Source organism: Micromonospora sp. BQ32 (assembly GCF_059358895.1).
Map to the genome: position 1 here is coordinate 61,582 of NZ_JCADBI010000019.1, position 19,440 is coordinate 81,021.

Below are 19,440 nucleotides of genomic sequence, written 5' to 3' on the forward strand. Positions count from 1 at the left end.
CACCGTGCAGTTCGAACATGCTCCGCAACTCCGAGACGCGTACCCCGACCTGGTCGCCGGTGTGGTGCGAGCCGCCGGCATCACCGCCACCGCCGACATGACGCGACGCGCGGCCGGCTATCTCGCCGAAGCGCGACGGCGGTTGGCCGCCGGGCCCGAGAGCGGGCTCCCGGAGATCCAGGCGTGGCGGCGGGCGTACGCGGCGATGGGGCTGCGGCCCACCAGGTACCGGTGCGCCGCCGAGGCGCTGCTGCGTCGGCTGCGCCTGGACGGCGAACTGCCCCGGGTGCACCCGCTGGTCGATCTCTGCAATGCCATCTCGGCCGCGTACGCCATCCCGGTCGCGGTGCTCGACCTGGACCGGGTCGACGGCGACCTGGTGGTCCGGCCGGCGCACGGCGACGAGGCGTACCTGAGCTTCGCGGGCGACACCGAGCATCCCGAGCCGGGCGAGGTGACCTTCGTCGACTCGGCCGGGCGGGCGCACGCCCGACGGTGGACGAACCGGCAGAGCGGCTGGTCGGCCGTACGGGCGGGCACCTCGTCGGTGCTGATCGTCGCCGAGGCGCTGCACCCCGGTGGCGAGCCGGCCGTGACCCGGCTGGTCGCCGACCTCGTGACGGAGCTGACCCAGGGGTGGTCCGCGCCGATGGCCGCCGCGGTGCTCACCGCCGCCGCGCCCCGTTTCCGCACCCCGACCACGGGTGACGACCGGGCTCAGGCGGTGTCGCCGGGCAACAGGTGACGGTAGCCGGGGATCGTCTCGGCGAACCAGCCGGCGACACTGGCCAGACCGCGGTCGTTGAGCTGCGCGTCGTGGATCGGGTACGCCGCCGCCGCGCCCACGGCGCCGGCGAACCGGATCGCCTCGTCGAGGCGCAGCCAGGACCCCTGGGCCGGGACGAGCAGGGTGCGCACCGGCTCGTCCGGCACGTGCAGGGCGTCGCCCGGGTGGTAGAGCTCGCCGCCGATCAGGTAGCCGAGGTTCGGGCAGTCGGGCTGCCCCTCGTGGATCGTGGCGTGCCGGCCACCGTGCGCGCTGACCGGAATGCCGGCCGCCGTGAACCGCTCGCCGGCACGGACCCGGGTCACCGGCAGCGGGGCGAGATCCGGCAGTCGGGCACCCTCCGGCGCGTACACGGGGACACCGAGACCGGCTAGCCGCAACACGTCTATGTGGTCGGTGTGCTCGTGGGTGACCAGGACGGCGTCCGCGCCGACCAGGGCCCGCGGCTCGCTCCACGTCCCCGGGTCGACGACCAGCACCCCGCCGTCGTGCTCGACGCGGACACAGGCGTGCGTGAATCGGGTGATCCGCATCAGGCGACGGTACGCCGCCGGGAGGTGAGCGTGGTCCTCGTGGCGGTTGGACCGGCCCCGCCGGGGTAGTGCGGCAGCATGCCGCAGCGATACGAGAACTACCCGAGGATCGCCGTTGTCACCGGCGCGGACTCCGGCATCGGCAAGGCCTGCGCGGTGGCGCTGGCCACTGCCGGCTTCGAGATCGGCATCACCTGGTACGGCGATCCCGACGGCGCCGAGCGGACGGCCACCGAGGTCCGCGCGACGGGACGGCGCTGCGAGGTCGCCGAGGTGGACCTGACCCGACTACCGGACGCGGCGGCGGTGGTGGACGAGTTGGCCGACCGGCTGGGCGGCATCGGGGTGCTGGTCAACAACGCCGGCACCGGGGCCTCGACGCCGTTCGTCGACACCGGGTGGGAGCAGTGGCGCGAGGTGCTCGCCGTCGACCTGGACGCGCCCTTCCTGTGCGCCCAGCGGGCCGCGCGACGGATGCGGGCCACCGGCGCCGGCGGGCGGATCATCAACATCACCAGCGTCCACGAGCACGCGCCCCGGGTGGGCTCCGCCGCGTACTGCGCCGCGAAGGGCGGGCTCGGGCTGCTGACCCGGGTGATGGCCCAGGAGTTGGCCGTCGACGGGATCACCGTCAACGCCGTCGCCCCGGGCGAGATCGCCACGCCGATGACCGGTCAGGAGGATGTGGACCCGTTCACCCAGGAACGGCCCGGCGTGCCGCTGGGGCGGCCCGGTGACGCCCGGGAGGTGGCCGCCGTGGTCGCGTTGCTCGCCTCCCCCGCCGCCAGCTACGTCACCGGCGCGTCCTGGCCGGTCGACGGGGGCATGTTGCTGATGGGTCCCCAGGCCGCGGCGCTGACGAACGACGACTGGCGGTCCGTCTGACCAGCAGTGTTCAGTGGTCAGGACAGTGTGGAGCGCCTACTCGCGTTCGCTCTCGTCCACCCCGCCACGCTCCGTGGTCGCGCGACTCCGTTACCGTCACGCTATGAGCGTGGAGCGGGCCCGAGCGGCGAACCGACCGGTCGGAGAACGGGACAGCGCCCAGCAAAGCGGGCACGTATCCTCCGAATTCCGGTGATCAGCAAGCGACGGTGGGGTCGACCGACGGCGGAAGGGGACCGGATGCCCGGGTGGGCTGGTCGGGGCGGGCGGCAACGCCGCGCCTTCGTCGTCGGTGGGGCACTGTTCGCGGTCGCCATCGTCATGCTGCTGGCCGCCTGGCGCAGCACCGGCTTCCTCAGCGATCTGCTGCTCAACCTCGGGGCCAGTGTGGTGCTCGCGGCCATCTCGTACGTCATCTTCGACCCGTTGTTCGAGGAGGCCCGCAAGGCGCGGGTGCAGGAGCACCTCAGCTTCGACCAGCAGGCGTTCGTGACGCGGCTGCACCGCTCCGGACGCCGGGTGCGCATCCTCGACACCTGGACGATCCTGCTGGAGCAACGGCACCGCGAGGAGACCCTGAGCGCGGTGCGCGCGGCGCTCGCCAACGGTGCCCAGGTGCAGTTGCTCCTGCTCGACCCGGACTGCACGGCCGCCCAGCAACGCTCCGAGGAGCTGGAACGGCAGCGGGTGGACGTGCCCCGGCAGATCCGCACCAACCTGCGCCACCTGGCCGCCTTCGCCGACGCGCTCGACTCGCGGCTGCGGCACCGCCTACAGGTCCGGCTCTACGACGCGTCCCCGTCGATCCAGCTTTACCAGTGGGACGGGCGGGCGCTGATCTCGTTCTTCCCGATCGGGAAGTTGTCGTTCAACGTGCCGCAGCTCGAGGTGGACATGGACAGCCCGTGGGGCGGGTTCGTGCACGCGCGGTTCGAGGAGCTGTGGGAGCACGAGCAGGCCACCCTCGACCTGGAGCGGTACTGGTCGGTCATGGTCACGCTGCGCCACGACGAGTCGGACGTGGTCGAGGTACGCGTGCCGTACGTGACGGTGGACGGGCAGCACTATGTCGACTGCCGGGGGTTCCGGGTCACCGGGCCACTGACGGTGCGCGCCGTGCTGCCGCCCCGCGCGCCCGGGGCGACCCCCGGCGTGTTCGCGCTGGCCGAGCCCGCCGACGGGGACCGCACCCCGGCCGCCCTGGCGAAACGGCACTTCGACCAGAAGTACGGGCACGGCGACGGCGAGCGGGACATCCGCCGACTGGTGCCGCCACCGGGTGATCCCCGTACCCCGGCGCCCCGCCCGGCGACGGCCGGCGACACGCACGCACGGTGACCCCCGACCGGCCCGGTCGGCTCGGCACAGGAAACAATGGTGGTCCACCCTCATCGTCAGGAGGACCGTCGGCGTGTCGCACCGCACCGCACCGCCGTCCGGGGCGGCGCAGCTGCGCGCCGACTGCGGGCGCTGCTTCGGGCTGTGCTGCGTGGTGCCGGCCTTCGCCGCGTCGACGGACTTCGCCATCGACAAGCCGGCCGGCTCGCCCTGTCCCAACCTGCGCCCCGACCACCGCTGCGGCATCCACACCGAGCTGCGCCAACGCGGCTTTCCCGGTTGCACGGTGTTCGACTGCTTCGGTGCCGGGCAGCAGGTCGCCCAGGTGACCTTCGGCGGGCGGGACTGGCGGGACGCGCCGGAGACGTTGCCGGCGATGGCGGAGTCGTTCGCGGTGCTACGACCGCTGCACGAACTGCTCTGGTACCTCACCGAGGCGGTGGCGCTGCGCCCGCCGGCCGACCTGCGCGCCGAGCTGGAACGCGCCCGCGCCGAGACGCTGACGCTCACCGAGGGTGACCCGGCGCAGCTCCGCGCGGTCGACGTCGGCGGCCACCGGGATCGGGTCAACCCGCTGCTGTCCCGGGCCAGCGACGCGGCCCGCGCCCCCGGCGGCGTCGACCGCCGGGGCGCGCACCTGCTCGGGGTGGACCTGCGCCGCGTCGACCTTCGCCGGGCCAACCTGCGCGGGGCGCTGCTCATCGGTGCCGACCTGCGCGGAGCGGACCTCGGCCTGGCCGACGTGACCGGCGCCGACCTGCGTGGGGCCGACCTGCGGGGCGCGGACCTGCGGGGCGCGCTCTTCCTGCACCAGACTCAGCTGGACGCCGCCCGGGGTGACACGCACACCGGGCTGCCGCGGACGCTGACCCGGCCGGCGCACTGGACGGCGCTGCCGCTCACCCCGGTCCGCCAGCCGGCCCGCTCCCCCGCCCGTCGGGGCCGCCGCCGTTAGGAACCGGCGCGATCCGATCCGCCGCGTGCTCCCGTCACCTCCTGGAAGCCGGCATGGACCGGGCACTGTGGGCAGCGGGCGCGGTCGCAGAGCCGGCAGAGGTGGGCCAGGCTGCCGGCGTCCGACACCTCGTCGTGCAGCAGGGTGCGGGCGATGTCGGCCAACTGGCGGCGCTGCCCGTCGGTCAGCGGGGCGAGCAGCGCGGTCAGCACCTCCTGCCGGGCGCGCAGGGTTCGGGTGGCGGCCGCCGTGCCCTCGGTGGTGAGGTGCAGGGCCCGGCTGCGCGCGTCGGCGCCGGGACGCCGCTCCACCCAGCCCTGCTCTCGGAGCCGTCGGACCAGGTGCGCGACGCCGGGCTGGGTCAGCCCCAGCACCTGGCCCAACCACTCGGCGGTCACCCCGGGCTGGTCCTTGAGGACGACCAGCGCCTCGGCGAGCGCGCCGCCGGCCCCGACGGACGCGCTGACCGACGCCCGCATCCGCGAGCCGACGAACAGGGCGAGAGCGCCGAGCAGGTTGGCGGACCCATCCTCGGGTAGATTCATAACTTGTGAATGTACCGCGCCGGGCGATGCTGCTCATCGTGTTGATGACCGTGGCGCAGCTACCGGTCGCACTGCGGCAGCTGCTCGTCGTGTTGCTCGGTCACCAGAACACCGGCAGCTTCGCCACCGCCGGAGTGGCCAGCGCCGGCTGCGGTATCGGGCTGGCGGTCACCGCGCCGCTGGTCGGCCGACTCCTGGGCCGCATCGGTGCCCGGCCCGTGCTACTCACCACCGGCCTCGCCCACCTGCTCGCCCTGCTCGGCCTGGCCGTCACCACCGAACCGGTGGCGTTCGTGGCGCTGGCCACCGTGGCCGGGCTCAGCACTCCCCCGGCGGTCGGCAGCGGACGCGCCCACCTGGCCCGGCTCGTCGCCCCTGCCGCGCTGGCCCGCGCCTACGCCGTCAACGCGGTCGGGCAGGAGGTGCTCTACGTGGGCGGCCCGCTCGCGGTGACCCTGAGCCTGCTGATCAGTGGACCCACGGCCGCACTGCTCGCCTTCGCCGTGATCGGCAGCGCCGGGCTGCTCGGCATGGTCGCCGTGCTGCCGCCGCGCGAGGCCGACCGGCAGCCTCGCGGGAAGGGATCCGCGCTGCCCGGCCAGGCCACCCGCCGCACTGTCGTCGGCACCCACATCGGCTACATGATGGGCATCGGCGCGATGTGGGTGCTGGTGCCCGCGTTCGCCACCACGGTCGGGCACCCGGACCAGGCCGGGCTGCTGGTGACCATCTGGTCGGTGGGCAGCCTGGCCGGTGGCGTGCTGCTGGCGAGCCGGGGGCGGCCCGGCAGCCCGGCGGCGGCGTACCTGACGATGCTCGCCACGTTGGCCGCCAGCTCGGTGGCGCTGCTGCTGCCGCGCAGCGTGCCGCAGATGGCCGTCGCGCTCGCGGTCTTCGGCCTCGCGCTGGCACCGTTCCTCGCCGTCACCGACGAGATCCTCGCCCGGTCCACCCCGGCGGTCCGGCTCCCCGAGACGTACGGATGGTTGCAGACGGCCGGCCAGCTCGGCATCGCCGCCGGCTCCGCGACCAGCGGCGTGGTCAACGACCACCTCGGTAACACCTGGGCGTTCCTGGTGGTCGTCGGCGCGCTGGCGCTGGCGCTGATCGTCGCGCTCAGCCGTCGCCGGACGCTGCGGTTGCCGTCCGCCGCGCCGCAGGCCGAGACGGTCGGATCGACGGTCAGCACCGGCGGGTCAGGTTTCGGCCGGGACGACGCCGGGTAGCCAGCGCCGACGCGGACCGGCATCGACGGGGGGCACGGCGTGGGCTACCGAAATCGCCAAGGTGAGCTGCCGGGCGACCCGCAGCACAGCGAGGACGAGGCCGGCCAGGTGCCACTGGTGCAGGTCGAGGCGGACACCGAGGTCCCCGCTCCGGCGGACACCGACGTCCGGCCGGACATCGTGACCGAGCCCGACAACTCAGGCGTGGCCGGTGGTTCGTCCGGCAGCAGCGGCGGCGGTTCCAGCATGCCGGGGCACCCCGACGCGACCCGCTGACTGGGCTCAGCGGCTGGTCAGCGCGGCCCGCGCCTCGGTCATGCCCTTGTTGGCGAGCCCGTCGGCCCGCTCGTTCTCCGGGTGCCCGTTGTGCCCCTTCACCCACAGCCAGGTGATCTCGTGCCGTTCGCAGGCCGCCTCCAGCCGCTGCCACAGGTCGGCGTTCTTCACCGGCTGCTTCGCGGCGGTCCGCCAACCGTTGCGCTTCCACGACGCCAGCCAGCTGGTGATGCCGTTGCGCACGTACGTGCTGTCGGTGTGCAGCTCCACGGTGACCGGCCGGTTCAGGCTCTCCAACGCCTGGATGGCCGCCATCAGCTCCATCCGGTTGTTGGTGGTGGGCGTGGCCTCACCGCCGCACAGCTCCCGCTCGTGATCGCCGTAGCGCAGCAGCGCACCCCAACCGCCCGGCCCGGGGTTGCCGCTGCACGCCCCGTCGGTCCAGATCTGCACGCCCCTGCCGGCCGCCGCGTCCACCATGCCGGGCAACCTACCGGGCGGTGACGTCGTCCTGCCCGCTCGGGGGGCCGGCGCGCCGAGCCGTCGGCGCCGAACTCACCACCGCGGGTGGGATGGCCGGCGCGGGCCGGGTGGGGCGCAGCCGGTCGCGGACGCGGTGTACGGCGTCACCAGCGGTCGCGGCGATCATCGGCACCAGCCGGGTCGAATTCATGATCGCGACCTCCTCGGCCGGGGTGGTGCCGCCGTCGAGGAAGCGCAGCACCCGCTCGGCCGGGTTGCGGTCGAAGAGCCGGTCGAAGAACTCGGGACCGCCCACCCCGCGCCGATCCAGCGCCCGCAGCGCCACCGCGTCCATCCAGCGGTGCCGACGCGGGTACGCCGGCGCGGGCACCGGCGCACGGCCCGCGGCGAGGGCGCGGGCCACCTGGTCGGCCTGGCGGTACATGGCGGAGAAGGTGAACCCGGTGGAGGGGCGGGTCGCGCCACCGGCCGTGCCGAGCCGGACCACGCGGGGGGTGGGCCGGGCCGGGAACGGCGCGTCGGTCATCGGGATCACCCCGTTCTCCACCTCGCGCACCCGCAGCCCCGCCGGGTCCAGCCCGAGCAGATCCCGGTAGCCGGCCAGCGCCGCGTCGTACCCGGCGTCGGTGAGCAGGTCCGGCGAGAACTCGGTGTACTCGACCAGGGCGTAGCGGTCGCTGACCGGCAGCACGTACCCGAAGGAGACGCCCCGGGGCGGCTGCGGGGTGCGGAAGTCCATCAGCACCGCGCGGGTCGGGTCGAACACCGGTCGGTCAGCCTCCAGCCACCACCCCCGGAAGTGCTGCAACCAGGTGGTTCGCCCCGCTCGCGCCGGCGGGCGGGGGCGGGAGTCGAGCACCCACCCGGCTCGTACGGTGCGCCCGTCGCCGGTGCGCACTCGCACCCGGGCGCCGTCGTCGCGCACCGTTTCGGCGGGGGCGACGATCCGGGTGGCGTCGAGGCGACGCTCGGCGTCGGCAGCCCGGTCGTAGACCGGGCCGGAGCGGAGCATGGCGTACCGCAGCGGGGTGAGGTCCAGAACGCGGCGTCGCGCCGCCGTCGCCACCTCGACCTGCCGCCAGCTCGCGCTGAGCAGCGGGTCCAGCTCGGGGTCGGGGTGGCCCCAGAACGCCCAGGTGCGGTCCTGGCCGCGTCGGCGCACCGGGTCGACGATGGCGATCCGCAGATCCCGGACGCCGTGCCGGTCCAGTGCGGCGAGCAGCAACGACGCCGCGCCGCCGCCACCGAGCAGCGCGAGGTCGACGTCGAGCGGCGCGGAGTCGGTCACCCGCACCACGCTGCCACACGGTCCGGCTCGCACGCGCGCCGCCACCGGATGGCCAGATTGACAGGCAACCCGTCGGTTGCCTATGGTGACGTGCAACCGCTTGGTTGCCTGTCACCGGGGAGGGTCGATGGACGACGCGTTTCGGGCGCTGGCCGACCCCAGCCGGCGTCGACTGCTGGACCGACTCAACGAGCGCAACGGCCAGACCCTGCGGGAGCTGTGCGACGGGCTGGCCACCACCCGACAGGCCGTCAGCAAGCACCTGTCGGTGCTGGAGGCGGCCGATCTCGTCACGACCGTGCGGCGCGGCCGGGAGAAGCTGCACTACCTCAACGCCGCGCCGATCAACGCCATCGCCGACCGGTGGCTCAGCCGCTACGACCGCGAGCGCGCTGCCACCCTGGCCGACCTGACCACCGCATTGGAGCGACAACCCATGGAGAGCCCGACCTTCGTCTACACCACCTACGTCACCACCACCGCGCAGCGACTGTGGTCCGCGCTCACCGAACCGGCGTTCACCCGTCGCTACTGGGGTGGAGTCGCACTGGTTTCGGACTGGCAGGTCGGGTCACCCGTGCTGTGGCAGGACACGCCGGACGGCGAGCCGCGCGACCTCGGCCAGCGGGTGCTCGTCGCCGAGCCGTACCGTCGCCTCTCCTACAGCTGGCACGGCTTCCAGCCCGAACACGCCGAGCACTTCGGCTGGTCCGCCGAGGAGCTGGCCGCCCGGCTCGGTGAGCGCCAGTCGAAGGTGACCTTCGAGATCGAGCCGCACAGCGGGTCGACCGTCCGGCTGACCGTCATCCACGACGACTTCTCCCCCGACAGCGAGATGCACCGGGCGATCAGCGGCCAGCTCGACGGCAGCGGCGGCTGGCCGGAGCTGCTGGCCAGCCTCAAGACCCTGCTGGAGACCGGCGAGCCGATGCCCGACCCAGCCCAGGCCCGCTGACCCGACCGCGCGGATCGCGCCGGCCGGGCGGTGCATTTCCGCCGTCTCCGGCAATACCTCGCCATCGACCCAGCGACGACAGCCCGACCGGATGGACATCGACCGGAGCACCGGTGCCGGTCGGGCCGTCCGGGCCTTTCCGCAGCTCTCCCCGCCTTCGGGTGGACACGTGACGGCAACGAGGATTTCTCATTTTCACCTGATCGAGGACCCAACCCACCTAGTGTTGGGCACACCGGTGCTAGTCACGGAGTTGGCCACCCGAACGACGTCCCACGCAGTCAGCGGACGAAAAGTGAGGGAAGACGCGTATGAAGGTCTCAACAGCACTCTGCTCGGCGGCGCTCGGCGTGGGCCTCGGCACGCTCCTGCTGCCAGGCGCCGCACTGGCCGACACCACGGTGTCACCGGCCACCACCCCGGTCGGTGGGACCGTCGTGCTCACCGCGACGACCTGCAACCCGAAGTCGGGTGATGCCATCTTCCGGGTCACCGGCCCCAACCGCGACCAGAACGTCCGGTCCACCACGGCCGCCGCCGGCGGCGGACTCAGCGCCGAACTCTTCACCGCCGGGTTCACCCTGGGCACGTACACGGTGGCGGCGACCTGCGGCGACGGCAGCTCGGCCGGCACCGCCACGTTCGCCGTCACGCCGATCGGCGGCGCGCCGGCCGGCTCCGGCGGCGACAACCGTGACACCGGCGCTCTCGCCGCCGGCGGCACGCTGCTCGGCACCGCCCTCGCCGGCGCGGTGATCCTGATCCGCCGGCGTCGTCCGGTGTCCACTGTCGCCTGATCGGCGACCGTTCCATCCCTGAGACGGGTGCCCGCGCCGGTGACACCGGTGCGGGCACCCCGACGATCCGGTACGGAGGTGCACACGTGTGGTGGCGGCGGACCCTACCGGCCGTGGTCGCCCTGCTCGGCGTGACCGGGCTCGGGCTGATCACCGTCGGCCTCACCGCCGACCCGGCGCGGCCACCACGACCGTCGGCCGACGCGCCGACCCGCACCCACCCCGCACCGGACCTGGCGCCGCTGCCACCGGCCGCGCCGGTCCGGGTGCAGATCCCTGCCATCGACGTACGGGCCGACATCGTCCCCGTCGGCGCGGACACCGCCGGGGTGCTGGAGGTGCCACCACTGGATCGGCCCACCCTCGCCGGCTGGTACCGGCACGGGGTCAGCCCCGGCGAGACCGGCAACGCCGTCCTGGTGGGACACGTCGACTCACCGTCCGGCCCGGCGGTCTTCTTCGACCTCGGTCGGCTCCGCGCCGGGCAGCAGGTACAGGTCACCCGCGCCGATGCACAGGTCGCCACGTTCACCGTGGACGACGTCCGCGCGTACCCCAAGGAGCACTTCCCCACCACCCTGGTCTACGGCCCGGCGGACGTCGCTGGGCTGCGCCTGATCACCTGCGGCGGCCGGTTCGACGCCACGACCGGCAACTACGTCGACAACGTCGTCGTCTTCGCCACCCGCACCGCCTGACCCGGGCCGCCCGCCTGATCCCAGCCGCCCGCCCGCGCCGCCGCACCGCCTGAGCCACCGCCCCGCTGTCGGGAGCCGGACCCTGCTCGGCAGAATGCGGTGGCACCATCCGTGATCGAGATGGTGCGCCGGCGACGGGGAGGCACGCGGTGGATCAGCGACCGGTACGGGACCGGACCGGTCGAGGCGTACGCGCCCTGGCCCGTCGACTGCTCGGACGGGTCGAGGACGACTCCCCCAACCCCCGCCGGTCCAACCCGGACGCCGTGGTCGACTGCGCCGTCTACGTCAACGGCCGCCGGGAACCCGGTCAACCGCACTACGCCGACGCGTACGCCCGGGCGCGGCACAGCCGCGACGCCTTCGTGTGGCTGGGACTGCACGATCCCGGCCCGGCCGTGCTCGCCGCGGTCGGCCAGACCTTCGGCCTCGACGAGCTGACCGTCGAACAGGCGCTCGCCGACGGGCACCGGCCCACCGTGCAGCGCCAGGGGCCGGTCACGCTGCTGGTCCTGCGCACCGCCGGGTACGTGGAGCACGACGAGCTGACCGACACCTCCGAGGTGATCGACACCGGGGACGTCATGGTGCTGCTCGGTGACCGCTTCGCCATCACGGTGCGGCACGGCGCCGCCGGGGCGCTGCGCAGCGTCCGCGCCGACATCGAGCGCCGCCCCACGCTGCTGGCCGCCGGCCCGTGGGCGGTGGCGTACGCGGTGTGCGCCCGCATGGTCGACTCCTACCTGGAGGTGGCCGGGCACGTGGAACGGGACCTGGAGCGGGTCGAGGAGGCCGTGTTCGCCCGCGACCGCAGCGCGGACATCCAGCACATCTACCAGCTCAAACGGGAGGTGGTGGAGTTCAAGCGGGCGGTCCTGCCGTTGCAGGCGCCGATGCGTACGCTGCTCGGACCCGACGGCCCACCGCGCGCCCTGCACCGCTGGTTCGTCGACGTGGACGGCCGGCTGAGTCGGGCCGTGGACCGGGTGGCCGCGTACGACGACCTGCTCACCTCGATCGTCCAGTCGCGGCTGGCCCAGCTCGCCGTGGAGCAGAACAACGACATGCGCAAGATCGCCGCCTGGGCGGCCATCGCGGCCACCCAGACCGGCATCGCCGGCATCTACGGCATGAACTTCGACCACATGCCCGAGCTGGCCTGGCGCTACGGCTACGCCGGGGCGCTCACCCTGATGGCGGCGGCGGCCCTGTTCCTGTACCGCCTGTTCCGCCGCTCTGGCTGGCTGTGAGACCCGCCGGCGGGCTGCTCAACGGTGCGCGGAGAGGAAGGCGCGGATGCGGTCGCGGGGTCTGTCGGTCAGCTCAGGGCCGTGGGTGAAGGCCGCGAGGTCGTAATCCAACTCGCCGAGGACGTGCGCGGTCTCCCGGGTCAGCTGGAAGTCGCTGCACAGCCACTTGATCGGCCACCGGACGCCGAGCACGTTGAACAACGCGTCCCCGGTGATCAGCAGGCGGGTCGGCTCGTGCAGCAGCGACACATGACCGGGCGAGTGCCCGGGGGTGTGCACCACCCGCAGGCCACCGCCGACGTCGAGCAGGTCTCCGTCGGCCAGCGGCTGGGCCACCTCGACCGCCGGAAACCGGCCGCTGTTGACCCGGGCGAAGAGCCGGCCGCCGGTCACGGTCGGGTCGCTGACCGGCGCGCGGCCCCCTCCGCGTACGGCACGTCGGCGGCGTGCGCCGCGACCGGGGCGCCGGTGCGGCGGGCCAACTCCGCCGCGCCGCCGGCGTGATCGGGGTGCGCGTGGGTGAGCACGATCCGGGTGACGTCCGCCGGCGCCTTGCCGATCGCCGCGAGCCCACGCACGATCCGGGCCGGCGCCTTGGCCAGCCCGCAGTCGACCAGCGTGACACTGCCATCGTCGTCGACGAAGGCGTACGAGTTGACCGCCGATCGGCCCACCGTGGGGATGCGCCAGACATTCGGGGCCAGTGCCACCGCAGGGGCTCGCGTCATGTCGCGAGTCTAGGAAGGATCGTCAACTGTCGTTCTCGACCGACCGGAGGTCCGCCTGAGTTGACGGACGGCTAACCTCGCGCGGGTGATGTGGCAGCGGTACGTGGCGATCGGCGACAGCACCACCGAAGGACTCGACGACCCGGACGGCGTCGGCGGCTACCGGGGCTGGGCTGACCGGTTCGCCCTGGCGGTGGCCCGCGCCCAGGGCGGTCTGGAATACGCGAACCTGGCCATCCGTGGCCGGACCACCGCGTTGATCCGCGCCGAGCAGCTCCAGCCCGCCCTCGACCTGGCCCCCGACCTGGCCACCGTGGTCGCCGGCATGAACGACGTGCTGCGCCCCTCCTTCGACGCGGACCAGGTCGCCGCGGATGTCGCGGCGATGCAGCAGGCACTGGTCGAGCAGGGGGCCACCGTGCTGACCTTCACGATGCCGGATCCGGCGCCCGTGATGCCGCTGGCCCGGCCGCTGCGTGGTCGCATGCTGGCGCTCAACGAGGCGCTGCGGGCCGCCACCGCACGGACCGGCGCCACGCTCCTCGACCTGGGCGCCCATCCGGTCTCCTCCGATCCCCGGCTGTGGAGCGACGACCGGCTGCACGCCAACAGCGCCGGGCACGAGCGCATCGCCGCCGCGCTGGCGTACACGGCGGGTCTGCCCGGGTTCGACGACTCCTGGACGCGGCCGTTGCCGCCGGCACCGCAGCGGCGCCGCGGCGAGGTGTTCGGCGCCGAGCTGGCCTGGACCCGCCGGCACCTGCTGCCCTGGCTGGCCCGACACCTACGCGGCCGCTCGTCGGGCGACGACCGGGTGGCCAAGCGGCCGGTGCCGCTGCCGGTGCCGCTCGACTAGGTCGGGTGCGGCAGGATGAGCGACGTGGGTAAGGGTGCGGGACGTCGGCGGGCGAACGCGACGACGGGACGGGTGTGCCCGTGCGGCTCCGGCCGGGCGTACGCGGACTGCTGCGCCCCGGCGCACGGCGGCGACGCCCCGGCGACGGCCGAGGCTCTGATGCGCTCCCGGTTCAGCGCCTTCGCCCTCGGCGACTCCGGTTACCTGCTGCGCAGCTGGCACTCCTCGACCCGGCCCGCCTCCCTGGAGCTCGACCCGGGGCAGCGGTGGACCCGACTGGAGATCGTGGAGACCGAGCGGGGCGGTCTGCTCGACACCGCCGGCACGGTGACCTTCCACGCGCACTACCGGGACGCGGGCCGGCCCGGCACGGTGACCGAACACAGCCGGTTCGTGCGCGAGGACGGCCGGTGGGTCTACCTCGACGGTGACCAACCCTGACGGCTGTTCGGGCGTAGGATGACGTCGGCGTAGTCCTGCGCCACACCTCCCTCCCGGCGCTCACGCCGCCGGCAACGCGGAGGCAAAGGGGGCCTTGAGCCCTCGGGACGTGGTGCCACATGCCCCACTGCGGCGGGGTCGGCGGGAGCGTGAGTCCCGGTGACCGTGCCGTTGACCGGGAGCATGTGATGACCACCCAGAGATCGTTCAAGGCCCGGGTCCGGGCCCGAATGGAGAAGACCGGCGAGAGTTACACCACCGCCCGCCGGCACCTGATCAATCGGACCGCCGAGCCGGTTGCGGCGTCCACCGCCGCGCCCCCTCCAGCGCAGGCCGAACCCACCGCGCCCCCTGCCTCGGCCGCCGCAGCGCAGACCGAGCGAATCGCCGACGACCTGATCCGCGACCGGACCGGCCGCGGCTGGGCCGAGTGGTTCGCAGTGCTCGACGCCGCGTCCGCCGCCGAGTGGACGCACACCCGGATCGCCCGTCACCTGGCTACCGAACACGAGGTGCCGGGCTGGTGGGCGCAGACCATCACCGTCGGGTACGAGCAGACACGCGGCCTGCGCGCGCCGGGTCAACGACGCGGCGGCGGCTTCGAGGCGAGCGCGAGCCGGACGGTGGCCGTGTCGGCGCGGCGACTGTTCGAGGCATTCGCCGACGAGACGGCACGCGCCCGCTGGCTGCCCGACGTCGAGGTACGCGTCCGCACCGCAACCGCGCCGCGCATCTTCCGGGCCGACTGGGCCGGTGGCCCCACCCGGATCGTCGTCGGCATCGACGCTGTCGGCGAGTCAAAGGCCCGGGTCAGCATCCTGCACGAGAAGCTGACCGGAGCCGAGCAGGCCGCGGAGCTGAAGGCGTACTGGCGGGACCGGCTCGTCGCACTGAAGGCACTGCTCGAAACGGACGGAGACCGCCGATGACCATGACGTTCATCAACCTGCCGGTGCGCGACCTGACCACCGCGACCGAGTTCTACCGGGCGATCGGCTTCATCAGCGACCAGGCCGATCCGGACGGCGACAGCATGATGCTCACCATCTCCGACACCACCCGGCTGGTGCTGCACCTCCGCTCGGGCTTCGAGGCGTACACCGGGGTCGCCGTCACGGACACGGCGACCAGCCGGGAGGTGATCGTCGGGCTGTCGGCGTCGAGCCGGGGGCAGGTCGACGAACTGGTCGACCAGGCGGCGGTCGCCGGCGGGGAGTCGCTCGGGCCGGGGACGGCCAACGGGCCGATGTACATGCGCGGTTTCCGCGACCTCGACGGCCACCAGTGGTCGTTCCTGCACATGGCCGGCTGACCGTGCGGCCCGGCGGCGGCCTGCTCCGGCCGCCGCCGGGCCCCGGTCAGTCCGGGGCGCCGGTCACCGCCGCGGCGACGCCGGTGGGCACGGCCGTCCGGCGCGGGCGGCGGGTCAGCAGCACCAGCGCCACCACGAGGTACGCCCCGGCGGTCAGCGCGAACGCCACCGCGTTGCCGGCCGCCGTGGCGAGCAGGCCGTAGCCGGCGTACGTCACGATGATCAGCACGTCGGTGGCCATCCCGGCCAGGGAGGTGACGGTGGCGCGGCTGGTGCCGGTGATCCGGGCCTGGAGCCGCGCGTCGGCCAGCACGGTGGCCAACTGCGCCGCGCCGAAGGCCACCGCGAGCAGCACGAACCCGGCCGGGTGCCGGAGCAGGGCACCCGCGGCCAGCGCGACGCCGACCAGCCCCAGCAGCGCGGCGTAGCCTCGGCTGCCCAGCCGCTCCCCCGCCGGGGCGAGCAGCCCGCCGACGGTCACCCCCGCCCAGAGCAGCAGGAGCAGCAGGGGTACGGCCTGCGCCCCGACGCCGGTGTCCAGGGCGAGCAGCGGGGTGTACTCGTCGAGGGCACCCCAGTCGGCGGCGACCACGGCCACCAGCAGCACGGCGGCCCGTACCGGCGGGCGGGTACGGACCTGCGCCACTCCGGCCCGCAGCGTGTCCCACCACCCCAGGTCACCATCGTCGTCCGGGCTCGCGGCCGGGACGGTGTCCGGCTCGTCCGGCCGGGTTGGTGCGGCGCCCGTCGGCCGGGCGGCCATCGCCGGCTCGGCGACCGGAACGCGTACGGCGGCGGGCGCGCGGTGTTCCGGGAGCCGGGTGGCGACGATCGTGGCGAGCAGGCAGGCGAGCACGCTGGCCGCGCCGACCACCGGGTACCCGCCGGCGGCGAGCACCGGGCCGGCGAGCACTCCGGAGACCACCACGCCCAGCACACCCGCCGTCCGCGCCCGCCCGAGCACCCGGGCGTACCGGCCGACCGCGCCGAGCCGGTCCAGCTCGGTCCAGACCAACGCCTCCAGCGCACCGGAGACCAGTGCGCCACCGGCGCCCCAGAGCAGGAAACCGACCGCGAACGCCGGGTACGACGGCAGCAGCACCCAGAGCGCGAAACCGGCGGCGGCGACCAGCGGGGCGAGGCAGAGCAGCAGCCGGCGGGACAGCACGTCGGCCCAGGCGCCGGAGGGCACCTCGAACAGGATGCCGGCGGCGGACCAGATGACGAAGAGCGACGCGATCTGCCCCACCGACAGTCCGGTGTCGGCGAAGAACACCACGTACAGCGGGTAGAGCAGGACGAGGTCACTGAGGAACGCGTACCCGTAGAGGGTCGCCGTCAGCCGACGGAGCGCCGGGTCGGGCACGCGCGAAGCGATGGAGATCATGGGGCCTTCCCGTGGGAGTGGAGACGGACACCGGACGTGCGGTGCCCGTGGTGGCCCACGGGATCGGCCAACGCCGCTGGATCAATGTCGCCAGGTCATGCCCGCGATGCTAGACAACCCGCGCGGCCGCGGCCAGCGCTTTCGGCGTGCCGAGCACCGCGAGCCGTGCGGGTGAGGGAGCGGGCGGACAACGCGAGGCGGGGCGGGATCAGATCGATCCCGCCCCGCGCCGTACCGCTGAAGGTCAGCGCCGGTCGACCGGCGGGATGACAGTGGTGGTCTCACCGTCGTCGCTGGTGCGCTGCCCGGGCACCACGTGATCGGTGCCGCCCCGGACCACCTGGGTCGCGTCGGGGTCGACACCGGTGCCCACCGCCTGTGTGACCTCCGAACCGGCCGAGCCGCTGACCACCTGGGTCGTGTCGTCGGTCGCGGAGGGCCGGGCCGGCGTCGGCGTCGTATCGCCGTCGAGGGCGCCGCGACCGACCGCCTGGGTGGCGTCGGAGCTGACCGGGAAATGGACGACCTGGGTGGCCTCCGGGTCGGCGGGTCGGGTCACCACCTGGGTGGCCTCGGCGTCGACCGGCCGGGGCACCACCTGGGTGGCCTCCGCGCCGCTGCTGGTGGTCGACGCGCGGGCCAGCTCGGCCTCGGCGTCGCGGCGACCGGCCCGGTACGCCTGGGCGTGCTCGGCGATCAGCTGCGACTCCTGCTCGGCGCGGGTCAGCCACGACTCCCAGCGACTCTGCATCGGACGGATCAGACCGCCGCCGACACCGACGACGAGAATGCCGCCGATCGTGGCCAGCACGGCGATCAGCACCGGAGTGGTGACCGCGGTGGCCACACCGATCTGGTTCAGCGCGGCGATGACACCGAGGCCGAGGATGAACACCGAGGCGATGGTGGCCAGCACCCGACCGTACGACAGGCCGCCGAGCGCGCCGCTGATGATGTCCTTGACCGCGTTGGCGATGGCGGCGGCGACCACGACGATGACGATCGCGACGAAGGCGCGGGGCAGCCACGCGATCACCGCGCCGAGCAGGTCGGAGATCGGGTTCGGGCCCCAGATGCCGAAGGCGAGCTGAAGGGTGAACAGCAGCACCGCGTAGTAGACGAGCTTCGCGACGATGTCGCTGGCGTCGTACCGGGAGCGGCTCAACGCGCGGCGGATGCCGCCGCGTTCGACGGCGCGGTCGAAGCCCACCCGTTCGAGGACCTTCTCCACGATCTTCAGTACGGCCTTGGCGATCAGCCATCCGGCCACCAGGATCGCCAGGAAGGCGACGGCCTTGGGCAGGAAGAGCATCACCGAGCGGAGAGCGTCGCCCACCGCGTCGCTGACGTTGTCACTCATCTGGTCATTCCTTAAGGGGCAGCCGGAACGGTCACCCCGGACCTACCCCGGACCCGACCCGCGGAAACACAAGTGATCACCTGGCCGGCCGACCCTCTAGCGCGGGGCGAGTCTTGGCAATATTCTCCGGAGTGCGTGCGGCCACTGGAGCTACTTTTCATCCCCCCGCCGTCGGCCGCAGGAGGAGATGCCATGCACGTCGACCATTCCGAAGTGGATCGCCGGACGCTGCTGCGGGCCGGTCTCGGCGCCGCCACGGTCGCCGTCGTCGGGAGCGAACTCGCCTTCCCGGGCGCGGCGCAGGCCGCGCCGGGCACCGACCTGGACTGGATCATCAGCTGTGACGAGTGGGCCGCCCGTCCACCGAAGGATCCGCTGTCGGTGAGCGCCATCGCCACCAACAAGATCATCGTTCACCACATGGCATTCCCGAACGTCACCGACTACTCCCGCGAGCAGGCGGTGAAGCTGGCCCACGACTGCCAGGACCTGCACATGGACGGCAACGGCTGGTCGGACACCGGTCAGCACTTCACGGTGAGCCGCGGCGGCTACGTGCTGGAGGGCCGCCGGGGCAGCCTGGAGCGCCTCGAAGCCGGCGACCGGCAGATGATCTCGGCGCACTGCCCGGGCGAGAACGGCCGGGCCATCGGCATCGAGAACGAGGGCACCTACGTCACCGAGACGCCGCCCGAGGCGTTGACCGACTCGCTGGTGAAGCTCTGCGTCGCGATCTGCCGGCAGTACGGGCTGCACGCGCACGACATCTTCGGTCACTGGGACTTCCGCACCACCCAGTGCCCGGGCGCCGCCTTCTACCGGCAGTTCCCCGAGCTGCGGCGACGGGTACACGCCGCCCTCGGCACCAAGCTCGGTGACGTGCCGGCACGCCGCTGGCCGGACCTGTGGCGCTTCGTCAACTCCCCGTCGGTCCGGGTGGTGCAGCACCTGCTCGCCCACCGGGGCTACCCGGTGACCGTCAGCGGCACGTTCGACGCCGCGACCGTCGCGGCCGTGCAGGACTGGCAGGCCCGCAACGGCATCGCGGTGGACGTGGACGCCACACTCACCACACCGACCTGGGAGACCCTCGCTCCGGAGCTGGACCAGCACGCGGCCGGAGCGCCGGTCACGGCCGTGCAGGAAATCCTCGCCACCAAGGGGTACGCGGTCACCGTCACCGGGGCGTACGACCACGCCACCCGGAGGGCGGTGCAGGACCTTCAGGCGCTGCACGGGCTGCCCCGCAACGGCAAACTCAGCACGAGCACGTGGTGCACGGTCGTCGGCGGTTCGGTCCGCGAGTCGTTCCGGCACCGCTGAGCCCGTGGTGGCGGTGC

The 19,440-nt window shown here is 73.6% G+C and carries 23 protein-coding genes; 15 read left to right on the forward strand and 8 right to left on the reverse strand.

Annotation, left to right across the window (positions count from 1 at the left end; all coding sequences use genetic code 11):
- The first annotated feature begins 4 nt into the window (after window positions 1–4).
- Entirely contained in the window at window positions 5–745 is a 741-nt protein-coding gene (locus AC5L30_RS28105) for a B3/B4 domain-containing protein (RefSeq protein WP_494870858.1), read from the forward strand.
- Here the strand turns inward: AC5L30_RS28105 and AC5L30_RS28110 are convergent.
- Window positions 718–1,320, reverse strand: coding sequence for an MBL fold metallo-hydrolase (locus AC5L30_RS28110; RefSeq protein WP_494870859.1), 603 nt, complete (start codon window positions 1,318–1,320; stop codon window positions 718–720). The two genes, AC5L30_RS28105 and AC5L30_RS28110, sit on opposite strands and share 28 nt — an antisense overlap.
- Window positions 1,321–1,398: 78 nt before the next feature.
- Here AC5L30_RS28110 and AC5L30_RS28115 point away from each other — a divergent pair, with 78 nt between their 5' ends.
- From AC5L30_RS28115 to AC5L30_RS28125, 3 genes are all read left to right on the forward strand, one after another.
- Window positions 1,399–2,205, forward strand: a complete 807-nt coding sequence (locus AC5L30_RS28115) for an SDR family oxidoreductase (RefSeq protein WP_494870860.1) — start codon at window positions 1,399–1,401, stop codon at window positions 2,203–2,205.
- A 240-nt stretch (window positions 2,206–2,445) separates the two neighbouring features.
- A complete protein-coding gene (locus AC5L30_RS28120; RefSeq protein ID WP_494870861.1) occupies window positions 2,446–3,543 on the forward strand; it encodes a DUF5919 domain-containing protein in 1,098 nt (365 codons plus the stop codon).
- 73 nt (window positions 3,544–3,616) lie between these two features.
- Window positions 3,617–4,498: a pentapeptide repeat-containing protein gene (locus AC5L30_RS28125; RefSeq protein WP_494870862.1), complete on the forward strand. Its 882-nt coding sequence runs from the start codon at window positions 3,617–3,619 to the stop codon at window positions 4,496–4,498.
- Here AC5L30_RS28125 and AC5L30_RS28130 read toward each other — a convergent pair.
- The gene (locus tag AC5L30_RS28130) at window positions 4,495–5,043 is read right to left on the reverse strand and encodes a MarR family winged helix-turn-helix transcriptional regulator (protein ID WP_494870864.1); all 549 of its coding nucleotides are present in this window, start codon (window positions 5,041–5,043) and stop codon (window positions 4,495–4,497) included. The genes AC5L30_RS28125 and AC5L30_RS28130 overlap by 4 nt on opposite strands.
- A 5-nt stretch (window positions 5,044–5,048) precedes the next feature.
- Here AC5L30_RS28130 and AC5L30_RS28135 point away from each other — a divergent pair, with 5 nt between their 5' ends.
- Window positions 5,049–6,269, forward strand: coding sequence for an MFS transporter (locus tag AC5L30_RS28135; protein ID WP_494870866.1), 1,221 nt, complete (start codon window positions 5,049–5,051; stop codon window positions 6,267–6,269).
- 39 nt (window positions 6,270–6,308) lie between these two features.
- Window positions 6,309–6,545: a preprotein translocase YidC gene (locus AC5L30_RS28140; RefSeq protein ID WP_494870868.1), complete on the forward strand. Its 237-nt coding sequence runs from the start codon at window positions 6,309–6,311 to the stop codon at window positions 6,543–6,545.
- Window positions 6,546–6,551: 6 nt separating this feature from the next.
- Here the strand turns inward: AC5L30_RS28140 and rnhA are convergent, their stop codons facing one another.
- Window positions 6,552–7,025 (reverse strand): ribonuclease HI, encoded by a 474-nt coding sequence (rnhA, locus tag AC5L30_RS28145; RefSeq protein WP_238658802.1) that lies wholly within the window; start codon window positions 7,023–7,025, stop codon window positions 6,552–6,554.
- 10 nt (window positions 7,026–7,035) lie between these two features.
- Window positions 7,036–8,316, reverse strand: coding sequence for a lycopene cyclase family protein (locus AC5L30_RS28150; RefSeq protein WP_494870870.1), 1,281 nt, complete (start codon window positions 8,314–8,316; stop codon window positions 7,036–7,038).
- Between the two features lie 127 nt (window positions 8,317–8,443).
- Here AC5L30_RS28150 and AC5L30_RS28155 point away from each other — a divergent pair, with 127 nt between their 5' ends.
- From AC5L30_RS28155 to AC5L30_RS28170, 4 genes are all read left to right on the forward strand, one after another.
- Entirely contained in the window at window positions 8,444–9,271 is an 828-nt protein-coding gene (locus AC5L30_RS28155) for an ArsR/SmtB family transcription factor (RefSeq protein ID WP_494870872.1), read from the forward strand.
- A 311-nt stretch (window positions 9,272–9,582) separates the two neighbouring features.
- On the forward strand, window positions 9,583–10,068 hold the full coding sequence (locus AC5L30_RS28160; protein WP_124775133.1) for a hypothetical protein: 486 nt from the start codon (window positions 9,583–9,585) through the stop codon (window positions 10,066–10,068).
- Window positions 10,069–10,154: 86 nt separating this feature from the next.
- Window positions 10,155–10,766 (forward strand): class F sortase, encoded by a 612-nt coding sequence (locus tag AC5L30_RS28165; RefSeq protein ID WP_494870875.1) that lies wholly within the window; start codon window positions 10,155–10,157, stop codon window positions 10,764–10,766.
- 149 nt (window positions 10,767–10,915) lie between these two features.
- Complete coding sequence (locus tag AC5L30_RS28170) at window positions 10,916–12,016, forward strand: magnesium and cobalt transport protein CorA (protein WP_494870877.1); 1,101 nt, start codon at window positions 10,916–10,918, stop codon at window positions 12,014–12,016.
- A gap of 18 nt (window positions 12,017–12,034) precedes the next feature.
- Here AC5L30_RS28170 and AC5L30_RS28175 read toward each other — a convergent pair whose 3' ends face one another.
- Window positions 12,035–12,409 (reverse strand): MBL fold metallo-hydrolase, encoded by a 375-nt coding sequence (locus tag AC5L30_RS28175; protein ID WP_494870878.1) that lies wholly within the window; start codon window positions 12,407–12,409, stop codon window positions 12,035–12,037.
- A complete protein-coding gene (locus AC5L30_RS28180; RefSeq protein ID WP_494870880.1) occupies window positions 12,406–12,744 on the reverse strand; it encodes an MBL fold metallo-hydrolase in 339 nt (112 codons plus the stop codon). Before AC5L30_RS28180 ends, AC5L30_RS28175 begins: the two co-directional genes overlap by 4 nt.
- An 88-nt stretch (window positions 12,745–12,832) precedes the next feature.
- On the opposite strand from AC5L30_RS28180, the gene AC5L30_RS28185 reads away from it, so the two are divergent.
- The 4 genes from AC5L30_RS28185 (at window position 12,833) to AC5L30_RS28200 (ending at window position 15,353) form a co-directional block, all read left to right on the forward strand.
- A complete protein-coding gene (locus AC5L30_RS28185) occupies window positions 12,833–13,600 on the forward strand; it encodes an SGNH/GDSL hydrolase family protein (RefSeq protein WP_494870961.1) in 768 nt (255 codons plus the stop codon).
- Between the two features lie 15 nt (window positions 13,601–13,615).
- Window positions 13,616–14,041 carry a YchJ family protein gene (locus AC5L30_RS28190; RefSeq protein WP_494870882.1) on the forward strand — a complete coding sequence of 142 codons (426 nt, stop codon included), beginning with the start codon at window positions 13,616–13,618 and terminating at the stop codon, window positions 14,039–14,041.
- A gap of 188 nt (window positions 14,042–14,229) precedes the next feature.
- The gene (locus tag AC5L30_RS28195) at window positions 14,230–14,970 is read left to right on the forward strand and encodes a hypothetical protein (protein WP_494870884.1); all 741 of its coding nucleotides are present in this window, start codon (window positions 14,230–14,232) and stop codon (window positions 14,968–14,970) included.
- A complete protein-coding gene (locus AC5L30_RS28200) occupies window positions 14,967–15,353 on the forward strand; it encodes a VOC family protein (protein ID WP_494870886.1) in 387 nt (128 codons plus the stop codon). Before AC5L30_RS28195 ends, AC5L30_RS28200 begins: the two co-directional genes overlap by 4 nt.
- 46 nt (window positions 15,354–15,399) lie before the next feature.
- On the opposite strand, the gene AC5L30_RS28205 is transcribed toward AC5L30_RS28200, so the two are convergent.
- Together AC5L30_RS28205 and AC5L30_RS28210 are read right to left on the reverse strand one after the other, a co-directional pair.
- Window positions 15,400–16,740, reverse strand: a complete 1,341-nt coding sequence (locus AC5L30_RS28205) for an MFS transporter (protein WP_494870888.1) — start codon at window positions 16,738–16,740, stop codon at window positions 15,400–15,402.
- Between the two features lie 244 nt (window positions 16,741–16,984).
- Window positions 16,985–18,100, reverse strand: coding sequence for a mechanosensitive ion channel family protein (locus AC5L30_RS28210; protein ID WP_494870890.1), 1,116 nt, complete (start codon window positions 18,098–18,100; stop codon window positions 16,985–16,987).
- A gap of 192 nt (window positions 18,101–18,292) precedes the next feature.
- Here AC5L30_RS28210 and AC5L30_RS28215 point away from each other — a divergent pair, with 192 nt between their 5' ends.
- Complete coding sequence (locus AC5L30_RS28215; RefSeq protein WP_091406627.1) at window positions 18,293–19,423, forward strand: peptidoglycan recognition protein family protein; 1,131 nt, start codon at window positions 18,293–18,295, stop codon at window positions 19,421–19,423.
- Window positions 19,424–19,440: the final 17 nt, after the last annotated feature.

Bases quoted from the DNA above. Each gene is read 5' to 3' on its own strand.
- AC5L30_RS28110 (WP_494870859.1), bottom strand. From the start codon at position 1,320: ATGCGGATCACCCGATTCACGCACGCCTGTGTCCGCGTCGAGCACGAC.
- AC5L30_RS28115 (WP_494870860.1), top strand. From the start codon at position 1,399: ATGCCGCAGCGATACGAGAACTACCCGAGGATCGCCGTTGTCACCGGC.
- AC5L30_RS28120 (WP_494870861.1), top strand. From the start codon at position 2,446: ATGCCCGGGTGGGCTGGTCGGGGCGGGCGGCAACGCCGCGCCTTCGTC.
- AC5L30_RS28130 (WP_494870864.1), bottom strand. From the start codon at position 5,043: ATGAATCTACCCGAGGATGGGTCCGCCAACCTGCTCGGCGCTCTCGCC.
- rnhA (WP_238658802.1), bottom strand. From the start codon at position 7,025: ATGGTGGACGCGGCGGCCGGCAGGGGCGTGCAGATCTGGACCGACGGG.
- AC5L30_RS28155 (WP_494870872.1), top strand. From the start codon at position 8,444: ATGGACGACGCGTTTCGGGCGCTGGCCGACCCCAGCCGGCGTCGACTG.
- AC5L30_RS28160 (WP_124775133.1), top strand. From the start codon at position 9,583: ATGAAGGTCTCAACAGCACTCTGCTCGGCGGCGCTCGGCGTGGGCCTC.
- AC5L30_RS28180 (WP_494870880.1), bottom strand. From the start codon at position 12,744: ATGACGCGAGCCCCTGCGGTGGCACTGGCCCCGAATGTCTGGCGCATC.
- AC5L30_RS28185 (WP_494870961.1), top strand. From the start codon at position 12,833: ATGTGGCAGCGGTACGTGGCGATCGGCGACAGCACCACCGAAGGACTC.
- AC5L30_RS28190 (WP_494870882.1), top strand. From the start codon at position 13,616: ATGAGCGACGTGGGTAAGGGTGCGGGACGTCGGCGGGCGAACGCGACG.
- AC5L30_RS28195 (WP_494870884.1), top strand. From the start codon at position 14,230: ATGACCACCCAGAGATCGTTCAAGGCCCGGGTCCGGGCCCGAATGGAG.
- AC5L30_RS28200 (WP_494870886.1), top strand. From the start codon at position 14,967: ATGACCATGACGTTCATCAACCTGCCGGTGCGCGACCTGACCACCGCG.
- AC5L30_RS28205 (WP_494870888.1), bottom strand. From the start codon at position 16,740: ATGATCTCCATCGCTTCGCGCGTGCCCGACCCGGCGCTCCGTCGGCTG.
- AC5L30_RS28210 (WP_494870890.1), bottom strand. From the start codon at position 18,100: ATGAGTGACAACGTCAGCGACGCGGTGGGCGACGCTCTCCGCTCGGTG.
- AC5L30_RS28215 (WP_091406627.1), top strand. From the start codon at position 18,293: ATGCACGTCGACCATTCCGAAGTGGATCGCCGGACGCTGCTGCGGGCC.